At 56.7% G+C, this 17,536-nt stretch carries 17 protein-coding genes and 1 pseudogene; 11 read left to right on the top strand and 7 right to left on the bottom strand.

Going from position 1 to position 17,536, the window contains the following annotated elements; all coding sequences use genetic code 11:
- Positions 1–149: 149 nt before the first annotated feature.
- From A3OW_RS28635 to A3OW_RS0114440, 5 genes and pseudogenes are all read right to left on the bottom strand, one after another.
- A pseudogene (locus A3OW_RS28635) lies at positions 150–476 on the bottom strand (transposase); the annotation flags it as partial.
- Positions 477–678: 202 nt separating this feature from the next.
- On the bottom strand, positions 679–963 hold the full coding sequence (locus A3OW_RS0114455) for a HigA family addiction module antitoxin (RefSeq protein WP_026223616.1): 285 nt from the start codon (positions 961–963) through the stop codon (positions 679–681).
- Between the two features lie 12 nt (positions 964–975).
- A complete protein-coding gene (locus A3OW_RS0114450; RefSeq protein ID WP_020564160.1) occupies positions 976–1,254 on the bottom strand; it encodes a type II toxin-antitoxin system RelE/ParE family toxin in 279 nt (92 codons plus the stop codon).
- A gap of 223 nt (positions 1,255–1,477) precedes the next feature.
- Complete coding sequence (locus A3OW_RS0114445; protein ID WP_020564159.1) at positions 1,478–2,578, bottom strand: AI-2E family transporter; 1,101 nt, start codon at positions 2,576–2,578, stop codon at positions 1,478–1,480.
- A gap of 187 nt (positions 2,579–2,765) precedes the next feature.
- Positions 2,766–3,818 carry an OmpA family protein gene (locus A3OW_RS0114440; protein WP_020564158.1) on the bottom strand — a complete coding sequence of 351 codons (1,053 nt, stop codon included), beginning with the start codon at positions 3,816–3,818 and terminating at the stop codon, positions 2,766–2,768.
- Positions 3,819–4,948: 1,130 nt separating this feature from the next.
- Between A3OW_RS0114440 and A3OW_RS26515 the strand changes: the two genes are divergently transcribed.
- The 11 genes from A3OW_RS26515 to A3OW_RS0114380 all read left to right on the top strand — a co-directional run bounded on the left by A3OW_RS26515 (position 4,949) and on the right by A3OW_RS0114380 (position 14,859).
- On the top strand, positions 4,949–5,329 hold the full coding sequence (locus A3OW_RS26515) for a hypothetical protein (RefSeq protein ID WP_020564157.1): 381 nt from the start codon (positions 4,949–4,951) through the stop codon (positions 5,327–5,329).
- A gap of 204 nt (positions 5,330–5,533) precedes the next feature.
- The gene (locus A3OW_RS25085; protein WP_026223613.1) at positions 5,534–6,388 is read left to right on the top strand and encodes a DUF2092 domain-containing protein; all 855 of its coding nucleotides are present in this window, start codon (positions 5,534–5,536) and stop codon (positions 6,386–6,388) included.
- Complete coding sequence (locus tag A3OW_RS0114425) at positions 6,385–7,212, top strand: hypothetical protein (protein WP_020564155.1); 828 nt, start codon at positions 6,385–6,387, stop codon at positions 7,210–7,212. The genes A3OW_RS25085 and A3OW_RS0114425 overlap by 4 nt, the downstream gene beginning before the upstream one ends.
- A 118-nt stretch (positions 7,213–7,330) precedes the next feature.
- Positions 7,331–7,837 carry a hypothetical protein gene (locus A3OW_RS0114415; RefSeq protein WP_020564153.1) on the top strand — a complete coding sequence of 169 codons (507 nt, stop codon included), beginning with the start codon at positions 7,331–7,333 and terminating at the stop codon, positions 7,835–7,837.
- Between the two features lie 46 nt (positions 7,838–7,883).
- Positions 7,884–9,467, top strand: a complete 1,584-nt coding sequence (locus A3OW_RS25080; RefSeq protein ID WP_157385901.1) for a mechanosensitive ion channel family protein — start codon at positions 7,884–7,886, stop codon at positions 9,465–9,467.
- A 33-nt stretch (positions 9,468–9,500) separates the two neighbouring features.
- The gene (locus A3OW_RS26020; protein ID WP_157385900.1) at positions 9,501–11,528 is read left to right on the top strand and encodes a multiheme c-type cytochrome; all 2,028 of its coding nucleotides are present in this window, start codon (positions 9,501–9,503) and stop codon (positions 11,526–11,528) included.
- 6 nt (positions 11,529–11,534) lie between these two features.
- Positions 11,535–11,906 carry a tetratricopeptide repeat protein gene (locus A3OW_RS26510; RefSeq protein ID WP_020564150.1) on the top strand — a complete coding sequence of 124 codons (372 nt, stop codon included), beginning with the start codon at positions 11,535–11,537 and terminating at the stop codon, positions 11,904–11,906.
- A gap of 110 nt (positions 11,907–12,016) precedes the next feature.
- The gene (locus A3OW_RS0114400; protein WP_026223612.1) at positions 12,017–12,400 is read left to right on the top strand and encodes a response regulator transcription factor; all 384 of its coding nucleotides are present in this window, start codon (positions 12,017–12,019) and stop codon (positions 12,398–12,400) included.
- A 69-nt stretch (positions 12,401–12,469) separates the two neighbouring features.
- The gene (locus tag A3OW_RS0114395) at positions 12,470–13,192 is read left to right on the top strand and encodes a DUF3313 domain-containing protein (protein WP_020564148.1); all 723 of its coding nucleotides are present in this window, start codon (positions 12,470–12,472) and stop codon (positions 13,190–13,192) included.
- Between the two features lie 251 nt (positions 13,193–13,443).
- Positions 13,444–13,830 carry a SpoIIAA family protein gene (locus tag A3OW_RS27905; protein ID WP_020564146.1) on the top strand — a complete coding sequence of 129 codons (387 nt, stop codon included), beginning with the start codon at positions 13,444–13,446 and terminating at the stop codon, positions 13,828–13,830.
- A gap of 9 nt (positions 13,831–13,839) precedes the next feature.
- Positions 13,840–14,859 (top strand): hypothetical protein, encoded by a 1,020-nt coding sequence (locus A3OW_RS0114380; protein ID WP_020564145.1) that lies wholly within the window; start codon positions 13,840–13,842, stop codon positions 14,857–14,859.
- A gap of 58 nt (positions 14,860–14,917) precedes the next feature.
- Here A3OW_RS0114380 and A3OW_RS0114375 read toward each other — a convergent pair whose 3' ends face one another.
- Together A3OW_RS0114375 and A3OW_RS0114370 are read right to left on the bottom strand one after the other, a co-directional pair.
- Positions 14,918–15,547 (bottom strand): response regulator transcription factor, encoded by a 630-nt coding sequence (locus A3OW_RS0114375; protein WP_020564144.1) that lies wholly within the window; start codon positions 15,545–15,547, stop codon positions 14,918–14,920.
- Positions 15,544–17,403 (bottom strand): sensor histidine kinase, encoded by a 1,860-nt coding sequence (locus tag A3OW_RS0114370; protein ID WP_157385899.1) that lies wholly within the window; start codon positions 17,401–17,403, stop codon positions 15,544–15,546. The genes A3OW_RS0114375 and A3OW_RS0114370 overlap by 4 nt, the downstream gene beginning before the upstream one ends.
- Between the last annotated feature and the right edge of the window lie 133 nt (positions 17,404–17,536).

The raw sequence follows: 17,536 nt of genomic DNA, 5'->3' as shown, positions 1-17,536 counted from the left end.
CATTAGCGCTTATCTATAATAAATCCAAATATTTTATTATTATGATCGCTTTTCGCTATTGGACTTTAGGCCAAGCCGGACGCCACTGTAAAGGATCGGTTTGAACGCCGGACCGGAGGGAAGAATGAATCCAGAGTTTTTAAACCCACTATTTTCTTGTTGAGCGCCAAAGCCGAAAGCCCAGTTTTCGCCTGAGTAATCAGATGGATTGCCATGAACCAAGTGGTCAGCGGCAGTTTGGTTTGCTCAAAAATAGTACCGCTGATCACGGAGGTCTGGTGATGACGCTTTGAGCATTGGTACAGGCTGCGGGTCTTGATGACCGTATAACGGTTTGACCCTCAGTCAGGACAACGGAATCCGTCAGGCCAACGCCATTTAAATAGGGCTTGGCGGCATTGTTCTTCTGTGCCGTAATCCTTGATAAAACCGGTAAGGCTGTATCCCTTTTGGAATTGCACTTTGTTCTTGCTCATGGCGCTTCTCCAATTGAATCAATGACCTTTCGACAACAGAGAGCGGCTAACGTTGCTGAGCCTCATGGGTAATCAGATAATATTTTGACAACAGGGCTCAGTAGATAAAAGACGATCGCCTTATTTCAATCCGGAAGAAGACAGGCCGTAATCGAACGCGCGCACCTCACCGAGGCCTTCGCGCACCGGTAAGCCAATCGCATCAAGCCGCCAGATTGTGAACGCCTAGCTCGCCTCGCTTGGATTCGAGCTGCCAAACATCGTAGGCGGCCTGGGCCGCCAACCACGATTCAGCACTCTTGCCAAAAGCCAGCTCCAGGCGCACCGCCATTTCTGCACTTAACGCTGTCTTGCCGTTAACCAGCTCGGATACGGCCTTGCGCGATACATTTAAATGCCGCGCGGTCTCGGTAATGCTTAAGCCCATTGGCTCAAGCCATAAGTCAGCTAGAATTTCTCCCGGATGGGGTGGGTTAAACATACGCATAACGCAATTTCCTCAGTGATAGTCGAGATAATCAACAACGTAAACGTTACCATCTTCGAAACGAAAGACGACTCGCCAGTTAGCTTGTACTGTTACCGCCCACAACCCTGCCAGATTGCCTTTCAACTCGTGCAGTTTCAATGCGGGAGCGTTAAGATCACTCAGGCTACGAGCGTCATTCAGTAACGACAAGATCAAGCGCAAACGCTGGGCATGGATGGCTTGGATCCCGGCTAAACTGCCGGTGGTAAAAAATTTTTCCAGGCCTTTGTGCGTGAAACTCTTAATCATGGAACAATTGTAACCTTGTAGGTTACATGTGGCAAATTGGTTAGCATTTTTCTGATAGAGAAAAGCAGTGCCATGATTTGGAGGATAAGAGCAAAGCTGGCAAAACTAAGGTGCTGGTTGCCATGCCGGAATAGATATTTAAAGGTCCTCCCCCCGGGGGCTGTCGGGCAGGATCCTCGGGGGAATGGCTCCATTGTTTTTAAGCCAACGAATTTCCCGCTGATTATCTTTCCTCTTCATTGGGACTATACACCCAGGCCATGAACAACTGATATCCCAGAGCCAGCATGACCGATCCCAGAAACAGGCCGATGATGCCGCCGCTGGCCATGCCGCCCAATGCGCCCAGTAGAATCACCGGCATCGGGGCGTCCACGCCGCGGCCCAGGACCAGGGGTTTGAGGATGTTGTCGGCCGAACCGGCTACCAGGGTATAGACCGTGAACAGGATGGCCGCCGGCGTCGAACCCTGGGTGGACCAGATATAAACGATGGCCGGCACCGAGACCAGTGCGGCGGGGATTTGCGCGATTCCCAGCAATAATACCAGCAAGGCCCAGATGCCGGCCGCCGGCAAGCCTACCACGATGAATCCGGCTCCCAGCAAAAGGGCTTGCACGCAGGCAATGCCGATGACGCCCTGCGCCACGGCGCGGATGGTCGCAGTCGACAGCGCGATCAAGTTTTCGCCTTTCGCAGGTCCCGCCATGCGATTGGCGATGGCTTTGGCCGCTGCATGGGCGGAGGCGGCGTAGGCCATCCAGATGCCGGCCAATACCATGGCGGCCAAAAAAGTGACAACGGCCGTGCCCGCGGTGGCGGCATAGCCCAGTATCTGTCTGGCGAAAGTCGCGATGGCCGGCCGGTGTTTCGCTATGACGGCGCCGAGGTCCGTATGAGCCGAACTCCATAGTTCGTATACTTTTTCCCCGACCAGCGGCCAGCCGGCGACCGATTCGTCGGGTGCGGGCACCTGCCAGGTGCCGCTTTGGACTTGTTTGACCAGGCCGCTGGTCGATTCCGCGAAGGAAAAGCTCAACGATGCGGCGGGCGCGAGGACGCTCAACAGGATGAACAGCACGACGGCGACGGCGGCATAGCCCTCCTTGCCGCCCATCTTGCGGGCGATCAGGGCATTTAAAGGATACAGCGCCACAGCCAGTATGATCGACCACAGCAAGAGGCCGATGAAAGGTTTGAATATCTGGTAGCAATACACCACTAAAAAGCCGATCAATCCGATCTGGATGAAGAGATCGATCAGTTTGCGCGAGATAAATTTTTCCAGCGTCTTGTCGGATGTCGGTTCATTTTCATTGCTCATCGGCGCTGCTCCGGTGATATCGTCGGTAATGGCTTGCCTTGGGGCTTTTCGGTGGAGAAGCGGCGTAGGGGAAGGCGAAAAGCTCGCTTTCTTTACTTCAGATCCGCTTTTCCCTGATCCGGAAGGCAAAAAAAAGGCAGGAAAGCTGAAGCTGTCCTGCCTGATTCATCCGAACCCTTACGAGTGCTTAAGGGGCGGATTGAGGCTGGCCATTGACCTCGAGTTGTACACGCCGGTTATTGGCGCGTCCTTCCTCGGTGTCGTTGGTGTCGATGGGCTGGGTCCAGCCGTAACCGCGCGCGGTAATGTTGGGGAAGTGGTAGCCGCGGATCAGATAATCCTTAACCGCGTTGGCGCGGCGTTCGGACAGCTCCATGTTGTGCTTGAAGCCGCCGGTTTTGCTGGTATGGCCCTGAACTTCGATCATCAGATCCGGATGGTTTTTGATCGCCTCGGCGACGCTGTCCAGATTCGGGTAATACTGGGGCTTGATGATCGCCTTGTCGTTGTCGAACTTGACGTCGACGATCCAGCAGCCGTGCTTGCTTACTTTGGTGTCGCTCAGCGAATTGGGGCATTTGTCGTCGCAATTGTTGACGCCGTCGTGGTCGTCGTCGAGCGCCGTGCAACTGGTGGCCACCGGAGCCGGCGCCGGCGCTGGCGGTTCGGCCTGGGCGGCCGGTTGCGGCTTGGGTTTGTCGCCGAACGGAATGACGAATCCGACGTTGACGGTCATGTCGTGAAATTCGTCCGTGCCGGGCTGAAGCTGCGCGTTGAAGTTGTGGTTGTAACGATAGCGGACGTCGCTGCGAAGCATGAAGTTGTCCATGAGCTCATAGGTAAAACCGACCCCTGCTTCGCCGATAAAGCCTGTGCCGCTGTCGCCGCCGTGGCTGGTGTTCATCGCGCCCAGGCCCAGAACGGTGTATGGCGAAAAGGTGTCGCGGAACAGATAATATTGCAGATCCGCGTTGCCGCCGGTCATGTCCCAACTGCCCGAATCGCCGCCCAGGCGTTGGTAAAAGCCTCTTGCTTCGACATTGAAATGGTCGTTAATCATCTTGCCGATGCCCATGCCGCCTCCCCATTCATCATTGGCTCCCCGGTCGCCGCCGGAGTTGATGAAAGTCCCGAAAGGGGCAACGTACCATCTGTCGTCCTGATATTCATCGGCTTGCGCCTCGGCTACCAGGCTCATTGTCGATAGCGCGGCCACAGCCAGAGCGATAGGTTTCAGCATAGTAATCTCCTGTTAATTGTTAATCGAATTCTATCAAAGGGTTAATCTTAACGATTAAAACCGTCCTTCATTAAAGACACTTAAATAGCTCATTGTTTAGGAAAAGTAAAGCATTTGTCGCCATTATGATTCGGGACTTACAGTATTTTCCTAAAGTTATTTGTTATTCAGGTCCATCTTCAAGATCGCAGCCTTGGCTCCGATTTATTCTTCTGTTCCGGGCAGGCAATTGCCAATGCCGGCTTCAACTGAAAAGGCATCGGTGGTTGGAAATGTTTTGTCTTGCTAAATGAGCGGCGCGTCTTTCGCGGTCACTCTCGAATCGAACGGGGACGGAAATAGCCGCCGATTTCAGTCGTTCGCTCATCCTTCGAAGAAAAATTAAAGATTTCGGTTGAACGGCTCTGTTGTTGGTCGACGTTTTCCTAGCCCGCCCACGGAATGGGTCGAACATTCCATAGCCGACAACCGTCAAAATTTTTTCTTCCGGGAAAACGACAATTTTAGCAAGAAAGCTACTTATTTGAAGACATGTTGCTAAAAATACACCAATTGTCGCATAAAGTCCATTTTTAACTGAGCAGAAGCTGTATTCGGAGAGGATTTTCCGGTCACGGCAGCCCGTCGCTCTCTATCTCGAGGAGATGGCTCCTTGTTCTGCCTTCGCAAGGTAGGAGGCAATGGATCAACCTCAACCAGGACAGGGTTCCCTGTTATCCCGCTGTTCGGGACCGGTTCGGCTATCCATTTCCTCTAGGTCCAAAGTCCAATAGCCGGATTCGTTCGAGCCTGCCTACAATGCATTTTCGGAATGAGCTGACTTTCGGCTTCGGGCGCGGTAAAGATGGATTTCGCTTTTCCGTTGGCGACAGCTTGTATCAATGCGATATGGCTGAAATTGACTCTTGGCTGAAGATCAGCCTTCGACAACAAGGTTGGATTCACTGCCCCTGCCGTGCCTCGCAATGCCAAGCCAGCCCTTGACCGGAGGGAATTGCCGCCATCCCTGGCTGAAACAGGGCGAACAGAGCGCAACGGTAAGGAAGCGCACTGTTTGCCGGGAAAGGAAAGTCTTCCAGAGCCCTCGGTTAATGACCGGCGCGCCAAATCAGATCAAGAGGAGAAAGCCAATGAGAGTAACAGAGAAATTGAATGACGGGATCAATGCCTGGAATGTGCTTCGGCCGGGTCTGGCCGCTCTTGCCCTGCCTGTCCTTTTGAGCGCTTGCGCGACCGAGGCCGAATTTCTGGCAGAGAATGCTCCTTCAGCCCAAAACACGGCGCTGACCCGCGGACGCTTCGAACTGAACTGTCCCGAGGCGACGGCGACGGTGCTTTCGCAAAAAGTCACTTACATTAACGGCATTGCCGCCGGCGGCTATGAATGGACCGAATACACCATCGGCGTCAGGGGCTGCAACAAGCAAACCGTCTACATGGTGGCCTGCCGTGACCGGAATAATTGCAATGCCTTTTCTCAGACCGCAAACGTTCTGGAAAGCGGCCAATAAAAAAAACAACGGCTTCTGGTTTTGCCGGAGCGGTCCCGTCGGCGCTGTTGAGAGTCAGGAGACAGCAGGCCTTGGTCCAAAGTCCAATAGCAAGGCCGGCGCGGGCAAAAATACAATGGTATTTCCCAACCCCCGGCTTAAGAGCCCGCCGGTGGATGAGACCGATGTTAATGCCCACCTTATGTTTCAAGAGGAGTGTTCAGCATGAACGATGATCGATGGAGTCTGAAGCGCTCCGTTCTATGTGCCGTAATTCCTTGGATGATAGTGGGTTGCGTCCGGGAACAGGCGGTCACCCGAACGCCACCTTCGGCGGTCCGGGCGCCGGCGTCGGTCGCCGCAACGGAGCGCGATGCCAAAAAAATACTGACGAGCATGGCCGGGTTTCTGGCCAAGACGCCAAGGTTCAGCGTGAATTTGACGGGAAACTACGAAGTGCTGCAGGCGTCCGGGCAGAAGATTGAATTCGGCGAGAGCCGGAAGATTCTCGTGAGCCGCCCGGATGGACTGCGGGTCGAAGTGGGCCACAGCGACGGCGAAAGGCATCTTATCCTTTACGACGGCCAGCAGATCACGGCGTTTACCCCGACCGGAAACGTCTACGCCCAGATAGCCAAGCCGGGCGGCATTGACGAGGCAGTGACTTATTTCCTGAAGGATCTGCATATGCGGCTGCCGTTGGCGGCACTTCTGCTCAGCCGCTTTCCGGCCGAACTGGAAAACCGCACGCAGTCGCTGGAGTATGTGGAGCAGAACGTAATGCATGGGACGCCGGTCCATCACCTGGCCGGCCGTACCGACACGGTCGATTATCAGGTCTGGATTCCTGCCGGAGCCCAGCCGCTGCCCATGCGCGTGGTGTTGACCTACAAAAATGCGGAGGGTCAGCCGTCCTATCGGGCGGACTTTGCCGACTGGAATCTCGCGCCTGAAATCCCGGCTAATCAATTCGTCTTCACTCCTCCGGAAGGGGCTCGGAAAATTGCCTTCGCTGCCGAATTGCCGCAAGTGGCGCTTGAGACGCCGGCAAAACCGGATCCATCGGGAGAAAAGAAATGAAAACCCAACCTAAATTAATCGTTAAGGCCATGGCGGTTTTTTTAATATTGCCGCTAGGCGCCCTGAATGATTCCCAAGCCCGCGGTTTTGGAGGAGGCGGTTGGGGCGGAGGAGGCGCGGGAGGTTTTTCCCGCTACGGCGCCGCCTCCAGCGGCAGCTTTTCATCCGGCGCCGGACGATACGGGTCGATGAGTTCGGGAGGCGGCTGGGCGCAAAGCGCCCAATCGATTTCCGCGAACCGGACCCAGGCGTTTTCGACCGCATCGGCGAACCGGGCGGCGACCCAACAGGGCTGGCAATCGACGACGACCGCGAACCAGGCGCAGCGCCAGTCCTCCATGTCGCAGAATCAGGCACAGCGGCAGCAATATTCGAACGAGAATGTCGAAACCCGCCAGCAAGGCTATACGAGCCGCACGCAAAGCCGGCAGCAAACGGCGCAGTCCTATAAGGGAAGCTATCCGTCCGGTTATTATCCGCCACCGGCCGGAGGCTATTACCCGCCGCCTCCGCCAGTCTATTACAACAACAGCAATAACTGGGACGACGGCGAAGTCGCGGCCGTGGCGGTCGGTGCGGCGGCGCTCGGAGCCGTCGGCGGCTATGCGGCCGGCCACTCGTCGTCCTCGCAAAGCTCGTCGGCCGCTCCGCCTCCTTCTACGACCGTCGTTTACAGCGCGCCGCCTCCGCCATCCGGAGGGCTGCCATGCAACCCCAGTACGGCGGTCGTTAAAGGAGTAACGTATTATCAGTGCGGCTCCAGTTGGTATACTCAGGCCTACGGCAGCACGGGCGTCATTTACATGCCGGTGGCGCCGCCGTAGGAAATGGATTGATGCCGGTGACGGCGGTTGCTTCTCATGCCCCGGAAGATGTATTCTGGCCCGGAAGAGCAACCATCAAGCATTATTTTTCGCCGGATTTCGTTAACGAGATGATCCAATGAAACGACTGAAAAAATTGAAGCACGAGTTTCTTCTCATTCTGCCGCCTACGCTCTTTTTTTTCTTCGCCTTCCTTTTGCTTTCGATCACCCAGCGTCTGATTCAGCGGGAATACGGGCTGCCTCTGAGCGGATTCGGAGGGGCGGTGGTCGGCGCCCTGATCGTCGGCAAGGTGGTGTTGATCGCCGACAATCTGCCCTTGATGAATCAATTTCCCGATAAGCCTTTGCTCTACAACGTTGCCTGGAAAAGCGCGATTTATTTCGTGTTCGCGTTTTTGTTCCGCTATGCGGAGCATCTTTTTCCACTGCTTCGGGAATACGGCGCCTTTGCCGAAGCCCACCGTCATCTCATGGCAAAAGTCGTCTGGCCTCATTTCTGGGTCATCCAGATGTGGCTCGCGGTGTTATTCTTCCTCTATTGCTCCTTGCGGGAGCTGGTGATCGTCATCGGCAGGGATAAAATCATCCGGTTGTTTCTTATAGGCAATGCCGGGCAAGGATAAAAAATCGGAAACGGCCCGGGGACGGTTCGGCGGAGGCGGAGAGACAATGAAGTTCGGATGGCTGTTGTGGTGGGGGCTTTTCTGGTTCAGTCCGTGGCCCATGATGGAGCTTGCCGGCGCGACGACCGCGCCTGCGGAGCCGGTGGCGGTGGTCGTGGACGGGGAGACGCTGTTTTACGTGCGCCGTTTGAAAAGCCTTCCTGCGCAATTTCGGGCCGATAAAATCGCCGAGCGCATCCGGCAGTTGGCGGAGGATCCCTATCTTGACGTCGACAGCATCACGGTTACCGACGATGACATTTCGTCCGATGTCATGGCGGGGGATACGATCATCCTATCGGTATTGGATCCGGATGTGGCCGGGGAGGCGGTTTCCAGGCATGAACGGGCCACGAAATTAGCCGAAAAAATCCGTGTTGCGATTACTCAATACCGCGAGGCGCACAGTATCGGCAATCTGCTTCAGGGACTGCTCTTCGCCTTACTGGCGACTGCTGGATTGATCGCTTTTATTTACGGGCTTTTCAAGTTTTTCGACAAGGCCCAGGTTGATCTTTGTGCGAGAGTTCGCCGCTGGCTGTCTCATACGCGCATCGGAATTTTCGATTTCGTCATTCAAGGAATGCTCACCGGGATACTCAAAGTGTTTCGGCTACTGATGGTGATCGGAAGCCTCTATCTGTATTTCAGTCTTATCCTGAGTTTCTTTCCCTGGACCCGACCGTTCGCCGAAAAACTGTTCGAGTTCGTGGCGGAGCCTATCAGACAAATCGGCCACAACATCTGGAACGGCCTGCCCAACATGATTTTTCTGATCATTTTTGCCTTCATCGTTCATTGGTTCCTGGGCATCTTGCGTTTCTTTTTTTCGGCCGTGGAAAAAGAAGAAATCACGCTCGCCGGATTTTATCCCGATTGGGCCATGCCGACTTACAAGATATGCCGCTTCATGGTCATCGTTCTTGCCGTTACTGTGGCTTATCCGTATTTACCCGGATCCGATTCCCGTGCTTTTCAGGGCATTTCCATTTTTCTCGGCGTGCTGTTTTCATTGGGGTCGACCTCGCTGATCGCAAACATGGTGGCGGGCGTCGTGCTGACTTATATGCGCGGCTTCCGGATCGGGGATGTGGTCAAGATCGGCGATACGTCCGGCAGGGTAACGGAGGTTGCCATGCTGGTGACTCGCCTGCGCACGCTGAAAAACGTGGAGATCACGATTCCGAATTCGGTATTGATGACTAATCAGGTGACCAATTACAGCTTTGCCGCCACAGAAGGGAGGCTAATTTTGCCGACCACCGTTACCATCGGCTACGACGCGCCGTGGCGGCAGGTTCATGGACTGCTCTTGCTGGCGGCGGAAAGGACCGGACAAGTGCTGCACGAGCCGGCGCCGTTCGTGCAGCAAAGCGCGCTGGACGATTTTTACGTCAGGTACGAGCTGAACGTGTACGCCGCGTCGGCCGACAATATGCCGAAGCTTTATTCGGAACTGCATCAGAATATCCAGGATGCTTTCAACGAGTACGGCGTACAGATCATGTCGCCGCATTACATGACCGATCCGGAATCGGCGAAAGTCGTGCCCAGAGAGCGCTGGAGCCAGGCCCCGGCCACCACTTCATAGCCTTCTTTTATTCAGTCGGGTTGAATCGTCCGGATGAACCTTCGTAAGACGCCCAGAACAGCCCGGACCGCGGTTCCGTTGCCGTCTCGGACACGGACCGCAAGGAAGCGCCGTTGGCGCATTCTGCCCGCTTTCGTCCTGATCGCGGCATTAACCGGAGTATGGTTTTATGCCGGGCAGCCGGCAGGACCCGCTTCGGCGATCGTCAGGACGAAATCGGTGCCGCCGGCAGGAGAGCCGGGCTATGTCGGCGCGGAGGCCTGCCGAGATTGCCACCGGAACGAGGTTGAAACATGGCGCGGCTCGCACCATGCTCTGGCGATGCAGGAAGCGGCCGGCGAGACGGTGCTCGGCCATTTCGATGAGGTGAAATTCAAGCACTTCGGTGTGGAATCCGTTTTTTTCAAGCGCGACGGCAAATATTGGGTGCGCACCGGCGGGCCTGACGGCAAGCCGGCCGATTATCAGATCAGATACACGTTCGGCGTCACCCCGCTGCAACAATATCTGATCGAGTTTCCCGGAGGACGCTATCAGGCGCTTGGCATCGCCTGGGACAGTCGTCCGAAGTCCGAAGGCGGACAGCGCTGGTTTTCTCTTTATCCCGGAGAAAAAATGGATGCCGGCGATCCACTGCACTGGACCGGGCGCTATCAGAACTGGAACATGCAATGCGCCGAATGCCACTCGACCGGGCTTAAAAAAGGCTACGACCGGACGACCGATATGTACCGAACCACCTTCAGCGCCTTGAATGTGTCCTGCGAGGCGTGCCATGGCCCCGCTTCGCGCCATGTCGACTGGGCCGGACAGGGGAAGGCGCCGGCCCCGAATGACGACAAAGGGCTTGTGGTGAAGCTCGAGAGCCGATGGCGGGAGGCCTGGCGATTTCCGGCTCCGGACGCCCGGTTCGCGCAGCGCGACCGGCCGGCCGGCGATACCCTGATGAATGTCTGCTGGGCCTGTCATGCGCGCCGCTCGACGCTGGCCGAAGGCGGCTTGCCCGGCCGGCCTCTGGAGGAGACGCATCGTCCGGCGCTGTTGATGCAGCCGGCCTATTATGCCGACGGCCAGCAGCGCGAGGAGGATTACACCTGGGGCTCGTTCCGCCAGAGCAGGATGTACTCGAAAGGCGTGACCTGCCTGGATTGCCATGAGCCCCACGCGCTGAAACTGCGCGCCGAAGGCAATGCCTTGTGCACGCGCTGCCATCAGGCGGCCGCCTTCGATACCGGCCGGCATCATTTCCACAAGGCAGGCTCGACAGGCGCCCAATGCCTCGATTGCCACGCGCCGAAACGGAATTACATGGTCATCGACGGCCGGCACGATCACAGCTTCCGTTTGCCCAGGCCGGACCTGTCGAGCCGATTGGGCAGCCCGAACGCCTGCACCGAGTGTCATCAGGACCGCAAGCCCGAATGGGCGGCTGCCGCGCTGGACCGATGGTACGGATCCTCCTGGCGCAAACGCCCGCATTACGGAACGGTGCTGCAAGCGGGCGTTACGGAGGGGACCGGGGCAGTCCCCGCATTGCTCGATCTTGCTCAAGACCCGATGATTCCTGCCGTGATTCGGGCGACCGCGGCGGCGCTGGCAGAGCCCGGCCTGCGCCCCGAATTCATCGACGAGGCGCGGCAGCTATTGCAAGATATCGACCCCACTGTCCGTGTGGCCGCGCTGGGCCTTGCCGAAAGGTTCGAGCCGGCCTTCCGCACCGAGGCGGCGAGCCCGCTGCTGTCCGATCCCATCCGTGGCGTTCGCATCGAAGCGGCGCGCATTCTGGCCGATGTGTCCGACGACTTGCTGCCGTCGGCCCTGCGGGAAGCCCGGAATAAAGCGAGCCGGGAATACCGGGAGGCCCTAGCGCTGAATGCCGATTGGCCCCAGGAAAATGTCAACGAAGGCAATTTTCTGTTGCGTCAGGGCCGGATCGATGCCGCGACGGCGGCCTATCGCCGGGCGCTCGAACTCGATCCGCTCTTGATCGGCGCCTACGTCAATTTCGCCGATCTGTATCGGCAACAGGGTCGTGACGACGAAGGAGAAAAGCTGCTTTAGAAAGGGTTGATCCGGTTGTCGAACGCGGCGGACCTGCACCATGCCTTGGGTCTGCTCCGGGTGCGCCAGGGCCGGACGGCTTCTGCGTTGCGGGAACTGAGGGCTGCGTCGACGCTCGCTCCCGAGAATCCCCGCTATGCATACGTCTATGCCGTGGCTTTGCATTCATCGGGTAAATTTCGCGAAGCGCTGGCGGTCTTGAAGAAGGCTGAAGCAAAACACCCTTCTGATCCCGATCTTCTCGGCGCGCTCGTTGCCATGCTGCGTGAAGCCGGAGAGGATGAGTCAGCGCTGGGCTACGCCAGGAAAGCTGCCGAAGCTTTGCCGGATGACGAGGGTATGCAACGGTGGGTGAGGGAATTGCAAGGAAATAAATAATCCGGACGGTCATTCGCCAGCATGACTTAGCCGACCTGCTGAAAAACGAAGTTCCGGTATTAGGCTAAGGTCCAATAGCGCCGCCGGGCTGAAATCGATAAAGTAGGTTCATGACGAACAGTGGGAAGACAGTGATCGCCATCGTTGACGATGAAGAAACGATCTTGAAGGGGTTGGAACGGCTGTTGCGTTCCGCCGGACTTGCCGCGAAAACCTTTGCGACTGGGGTCGATTTCCTGCGGTCTCTGGAAAACGGCACACCGGACTGCCTGGTGCTGGATCTGAACATGATGCCGATGAACGGTCTTGCGGTGCTGGATCGGCTGGCGCTGTCCGACCGGAAACTGCCGGTGATCGTTATCACCGGAGACGACCGCGAGGAAATCCATCAAGCCGCGGTCAGCCGGGGCATTGCCGCATTTTTGCGGAAACCCGTGGAAGACGAGGCATTGCTGGACGCCATCGATAAGGCGATCCGTCCGATTGAACCGTAAGCGGACGTACCGTTACCCCTAAAGTTTTTCTGGCTACAACAAGCAAACCAAAACTCAAGGAGAAAAACGATGAAGAATGATAACACTGCCGAAAAATTCGGAATGACAGCCTGGGCTCCTTTTTCGGCGATGGCTTTCGCCGTTCTGTTGAATGCGTGTACGACGACGCAGAAAGCGCCTATTGATCAGACCTCGGCCAATTGCGGCCTTTTGAGCGACGTCTGCGGACAACTGACCCCCGGCGGTAAGGATCAGGCGAGCCTGCGTTATATCAATCCGGCCGCACAATGGACCCGCTACAGCAAGGTCATGATCGAGCCGGTGACTTTTTGGGGCGGTTCTTCCACGTCGGTTTCGGCTGCCGACCAGCAAATGCTGATTAATTATTTTTCTCAACAGCTCAGAGAGCAGCTCGGCAAGAAATTTGAAATCGTCGATCATCCGGCTCCCGGAACGATGAAATTGACCGTGGCGATGACCGATGCCGAAACGGCCACGCCGGTGCTGCGCAGCGTATCGATGATCGTTCCTCAAGCGCACATGCTGGCCAATCTCAAGTATCTGGCTTCGGGCACCTTTCCTTTTGTCGGAGGCGCTCAAGCGGAAGCAAAAATCACCGATGCGGTTTCTGGCGATTTGTTGGCTGCGGTTGCCGATAAGCGCATCGGCGGCGGCAGTTTCACGACCGGATTTCAATGGCAGTGGGGCGACGCCGAACACGCCATTGACGAATGGTGCGAGAAAACCGCGGAACGTTTGTCTTCATGGACTACCGGAGCGGCGACCCCTTAGTGAAGTGCGTTGACGGAAACGGAACGAGGGCATGTTTCATCGCTCTCATCCCGTCCCGATCCTTAGCGAAGGATGTATATGAACCGCTTGCTTTACCGAAAATTGACCCTGGGTGCAAGCCGGTTTCCGCCTTTCAAGCTGTTGATTTTTCTTGCGCCGTTAAACCGGCGGAGCCGGAGGAGGCGCTTGCCGCGATTTCGCCAGTAAGCCTGCTTTGCTCCTTTGTCATTCATCAATCAAGAGATTCCGCGATGACCATTGAATCTATTAAAACGCTTGACAGCGAGCACTGGATCCGAATCGGCGGGCAGCTTACCGTCGGCGACTTTCACAAGCTTCAACGCCTGGGCGAGTCGAGTCTGGAACGGTTCGGCCGGTTCCGGATATTGATCGAGCTGGACGGATTTCAGGGCTGGAGCCGGGAACCCGGCTGGGAAGATACGTTCTTTTTATCGGAGGACGAGCTGCAACGCGTCAGGATCGCCATGGTCGGGGACGAGAAATGGAAAGACGACGCGTTGATGTTTATGGGAAAACCGATACGGAAAACGGCTATCGAGTTCTTTCCGGCCTCCCGGCTTGCCGAGGCGAAAGTCTGGTTAGCCGAAGGCAGCGTTCAGTCCCTTTTTCTTGAATAGATTAAGAACATGCCCAATCCAAATCATACCGCTGTATCGAAAAAATGGCGAAGCGCCGCCCTTGCGCTGGGACTGATCGGCGTTATCGAGCTTCATGCCGCCGAGCTTCCGGACACGGAGGAATTAGGAAAGATACTCGGTATCGGACAGAATGAACTGGCCGGTCTGGAGCAGGGGCAAACCGTTTCCTTCGAGGTCGCGGAGGATAAAGAAAACGAGTTGGCGGCAGGCGTGGTCATGTATCTGCCGGCTGCGCCGTCCAAAATTATCCGGTTCATCAGTAAAAAAGGCCTGGCCACGGTCGACGGCGATATGATCGCGCAAGGCACGCTCCCGGATCAGGCAACGGCGGACGCGTTCAAAGGCTTTGCTTTCAAATCGGATGAGGATGCCCGGGATTTTCTGGAGGCCAAGCCCGGAAGCCAATTCAATCTGTCGTTTGAAGAATTCCAGAGCCTTCGGCAGGCCGGAGGCGGGAAACCGGATGCGGCCGCGCCAGCCTATCGGAAGATTCTGTTCGATCGTTGGGCCGGTTATCGCAAAAACGGTTTGAAAGGAATCCCGGCCTATGACCGGGGCAACGGCACCGAAGCCGATCCGGCGGCGGAACTTAGGGACGCGGCCAAGGCCGGCAAGGTGCTGGCGCGTTACTTTCCCGAGCTTTACCGGGCCTGGCTCAACTATCCGGCGGCGTTGCCCGCAGGGGCCGAAGATCGGTTTTTCTGGCTTAACCGCAAGGTGGAAGGGCGGCCCACGGCCATTCTGGGGCATCGGGTCATCATGAGCGCCGGGAACATGGGCGAGGTGATTCTGTCCCGCCAGTTTTACGTGGGCCATTCCTATAACTCCAATCAGCTCAGCATCGCATGCCTGCCTTACCGGAGCGGCTCGCTGATTTTCTACGCGAACCGTAATTTTACCGACCAGGTGGCCGGCATGGGCAGCAGCCTCAAGCACGCGATCGGGCGAGAGCAAATGAAAAAGGCAATCGTCGACAGGCTGACGAACTTGCGCAATGCTTTCAAATAAATCGAGCCGGTCAGCGCGGCCATCAATACCGGCTCGGAGGCTTCCTGCTTTCAGTTTGCTACTTCTTGTGAGCCGGCGTAATGCCGGCGCGCTCCGCCAGACGCACCAGGTCGGCCACCGTGCGCACCGCCAGTTTGCTCATCAAATGGGCGCGGTGGACTTTGATCGTTTTTTCGACGGTGCCAAGATCCGCGGCGATTTGTTTGTTGAGCCTGCCGGAAACCACATGGCTCAGCACTTCCCGTTCACGCGGGGTGAGCAGGGCCAGTTTTTCCCGGATCTCGGCCAGTTCGTTGCGCGCCCTTCGGTTCATACGGTCCTTTTCGAGGGCGGCCCGGACCGCTTCAAGCAAGTCGCCGTCATGCACCGGTTTGGTCAGAAAATCGACGGCGCCTTGTTTCATCGCTTGTACGCTGGCCGGAATACTGCCGTGACCGGTGAGAAAGATCACCGGTAATTCACTGCCCAGAGCCGCCAGTTCCTGTTGCAGCTCGATGCCGCCGAAGCCCGGCATTTCGAGGTCGAGCACCAGGCAGCCGGGTGCGCCGGGGTCGAATTGGTCAAGGAATTCCCTAGGCGAGGCGAAAGGGGCGGCCTCCATATCCACGGAGCGGAAAAGACGGGTCAGAGCTTTCAAAATGAGGAAATCGTCGTCGACGACAAAGACGGTGGGAACGGATGGTTTCATGCCTTTTTTTCCGGAAAAATCGGCAGCGTGAAGTGAAAGACGGTGCCGTGAGGAAGATTCTGCGTGGCCCAGATGGTTCCGCCTTGAGCGGCAATGAGGGTGCGGCAAATGGAGAGCCCCAAGCCCATGCCGTTCGCCTTGGTGGTAAAAAACGGCGTAAAGACGGTTTTTCTGTCTTCAGCGGGAATGCCCGGTCCTTGGTCGGCAACGGAGACATGGATTTTGTCTGCGTTGTTCCAGGTCGTGGCGATGAGCAGCCAACGTTCTTTCACGTCGGTTTGAATCATTGCTTTGCAGGCGTTCATGACCAGGTTGAGCAGCACTTGCTGGATTTGTATGCGGTCGGCCAGAACGGAGGGAAGCGTCGGATCGAGAGCGAGATGGACGGTCGTCGTGTGATTCACCAGGTCGCTGTGCACAAGCTTCAGAACGTCGTGCACCGTTTTATTCAAATCGATGGCCGATCGTTGAGCCTCGCCCTTCTTGAGCAGCGCGCGCAGGCGGCGGATGATCTCCGCGGCGCGCCGGTCTTCCTCGACGATGTCGGTGAGAACATTCCGGACTTCGGCCAGATCGGCCGGGTCGCGGGCAAGAAAGCGTTGCGCGGCCTGGGCGTTGCTGAGGATGGACGTCAACGGCTGATTCAGTTCGTGCGCCAGCGAACCGGACAGTTCGCCCAGCAGCAGGGCGCGCGAAAGGTGGGTCATTTCGTGACGTAGCTGCTGTGCCTCGAGTTCTGCCTGTTTGCGCCGGGTAATGTTGATGGTGACGCCCAGCATTCGGAGCGGTTGATGATTTTCGCCGAACTCGACGCGGCCTCTGGAGTTGAACCAGTGTAATCGCCCTTCCGGTATCCGGATGCGGTACTCGCTTTCGTAATGGCCGTTATTGGCGAGCGCTCGGGCTATTTCACCCCGGACCCGTTCGCGGTCTTCTTCATAAAGCATGTTCAGAAAATGATCCAGGCCGATTTCCTGGTAGGGGAGAAGACCGTACAGGCTTCGAATTCCATCGGTGCTCCAGATGCGATCGCGCACGATGTCCCATTCCCACAACCTGAGATCCGCAGCTCTTGCCGCCAATTTCATCCGCTGCTTGTTGTTGCGCAATTCGGCTTCGCTCAAGCGCAACTGGTCGGTAAGCTGCACGGAATGCAGCATGTCGCAGCTTAACTCATAGAACATCGCGAGAAGAATGGGCACGAAGGAAAAGCCGGCGATATAGGGAGAATCGATCGCGCCTGAGTTGACAAGCCAGGTATGGCCGACTGCCGTTATCAGGAAGAAGAAAATGGTCGCACTGAACAGGACGGCTCGACGGCGGTCGCTGTCTGTTCCACGCCGCCATAAGGTGAAGGCGCCGTCCAGAACGAATGCGGCGAGCGCCAGGACGCTGAGCGGACCGACGAAATACCACGGATTGAGTGAGCCGAGAGGGAGTGAGACTGTTTCGCCGTCCAGAACCGTTATACGCTTAAGGCCGAGGACTTTCTTAAAAAACAGGCTCTGTCCGGTGGTCAGACTCAGAATCAACGCCAGACAACGCAAACCGATGGCCGTCACGGCAAGCCACCACCGCCCCGAGGCCAGGTAGCCGCGGACGAAGTAAATGATTCCCACGCTCAGCACGAGAACAGGCAGGTGGACCCAGCGGAGAAGGGCCGCCATCTGTTCGGGAGACGCCGTCTTCATCGCCATCAGTTCCATGATAGTGATAACGGAAGCGGCGAAGGCGGCCGCCGCAAAGGATAAATTCGCCCGCGGCTTGATTTCCTTGGCCCAGAAGAAAAGATGCAGCAGGGCAAAGGTCAGGGAGAATGCCGCGACCATCGACCAGATTACCGTAAGCCAGCTCAACGGAATTCCTCTACTTTTACTCGATCAGTGCTTAATCCAACGACCGGGACCGGAACGGGACTTGACGGATGGAATTACCATTTTCGTTGTTCGGAAAATCAATGGGCAAATTGTTATGCCTTGCAAGCTTCCT

This window comes from Methylosarcina fibrata AML-C10 (assembly GCF_000372865.1).
GTDB lineage: Bacteria > Pseudomonadota > Gammaproteobacteria > Methylococcales > Methylomonadaceae > Methylosarcina > Methylosarcina fibrata.
The sequence above is the reverse complement of the archived record's forward strand: the minus strand, read 5'-3'. Positions and strand labels throughout refer to the sequence as shown.

What these genes read in the sequence shown, in the direction of transcription:
- A3OW_RS0114455 (WP_026223616.1), bottom strand. Translation starts at nt 963, where the DNA reads ATGCGTATGTTTAACCCACCCCATCCGGGAGAAATTCTAGCTGACTTA.
- A3OW_RS0114450 (WP_020564160.1), bottom strand. Translation starts at nt 1,254, where the DNA reads ATGATTAAGAGTTTCACGCACAAAGGCCTGGAAAAATTTTTTACCACC.
- A3OW_RS0114445 (WP_020564159.1), bottom strand. Translation starts at nt 2,578, where the DNA reads ATGAGCAATGAAAATGAACCGACATCCGACAAGACGCTGGAAAAATTT.
- A3OW_RS0114440 (WP_020564158.1), bottom strand. Translation starts at nt 3,818, where the DNA reads ATGCTGAAACCTATCGCTCTGGCTGTGGCCGCGCTATCGACAATGAGC.
- A3OW_RS26515 (WP_020564157.1), top strand. Translation starts at nt 4,949, where the DNA reads ATGAGAGTAACAGAGAAATTGAATGACGGGATCAATGCCTGGAATGTG.
- A3OW_RS25085 (WP_026223613.1), top strand. Translation starts at nt 5,534, where the DNA reads ATGAACGATGATCGATGGAGTCTGAAGCGCTCCGTTCTATGTGCCGTA.
- A3OW_RS0114425 (WP_020564155.1), top strand. Translation starts at nt 6,385, where the DNA reads ATGAAAACCCAACCTAAATTAATCGTTAAGGCCATGGCGGTTTTTTTA.
- A3OW_RS0114415 (WP_020564153.1), top strand. Translation starts at nt 7,331, where the DNA reads ATGAAACGACTGAAAAAATTGAAGCACGAGTTTCTTCTCATTCTGCCG.
- A3OW_RS25080 (WP_157385901.1), top strand. Translation starts at nt 7,884, where the DNA reads ATGAAGTTCGGATGGCTGTTGTGGTGGGGGCTTTTCTGGTTCAGTCCG.
- A3OW_RS26020 (WP_157385900.1), top strand. Translation starts at nt 9,501, where the DNA reads ATGAACCTTCGTAAGACGCCCAGAACAGCCCGGACCGCGGTTCCGTTG.
- A3OW_RS0114400 (WP_026223612.1), top strand. Translation starts at nt 12,017, where the DNA reads ATGACGAACAGTGGGAAGACAGTGATCGCCATCGTTGACGATGAAGAA.
- A3OW_RS0114395 (WP_020564148.1), top strand. Translation starts at nt 12,470, where the DNA reads ATGAAGAATGATAACACTGCCGAAAAATTCGGAATGACAGCCTGGGCT.
- A3OW_RS27905 (WP_020564146.1), top strand. Translation starts at nt 13,444, where the DNA reads ATGACCATTGAATCTATTAAAACGCTTGACAGCGAGCACTGGATCCGA.
- A3OW_RS0114380 (WP_020564145.1), top strand. Translation starts at nt 13,840, where the DNA reads ATGCCCAATCCAAATCATACCGCTGTATCGAAAAAATGGCGAAGCGCC.
- A3OW_RS0114375 (WP_020564144.1), bottom strand. Translation starts at nt 15,547, where the DNA reads ATGAAACCATCCGTTCCCACCGTCTTTGTCGTCGACGACGATTTCCTC.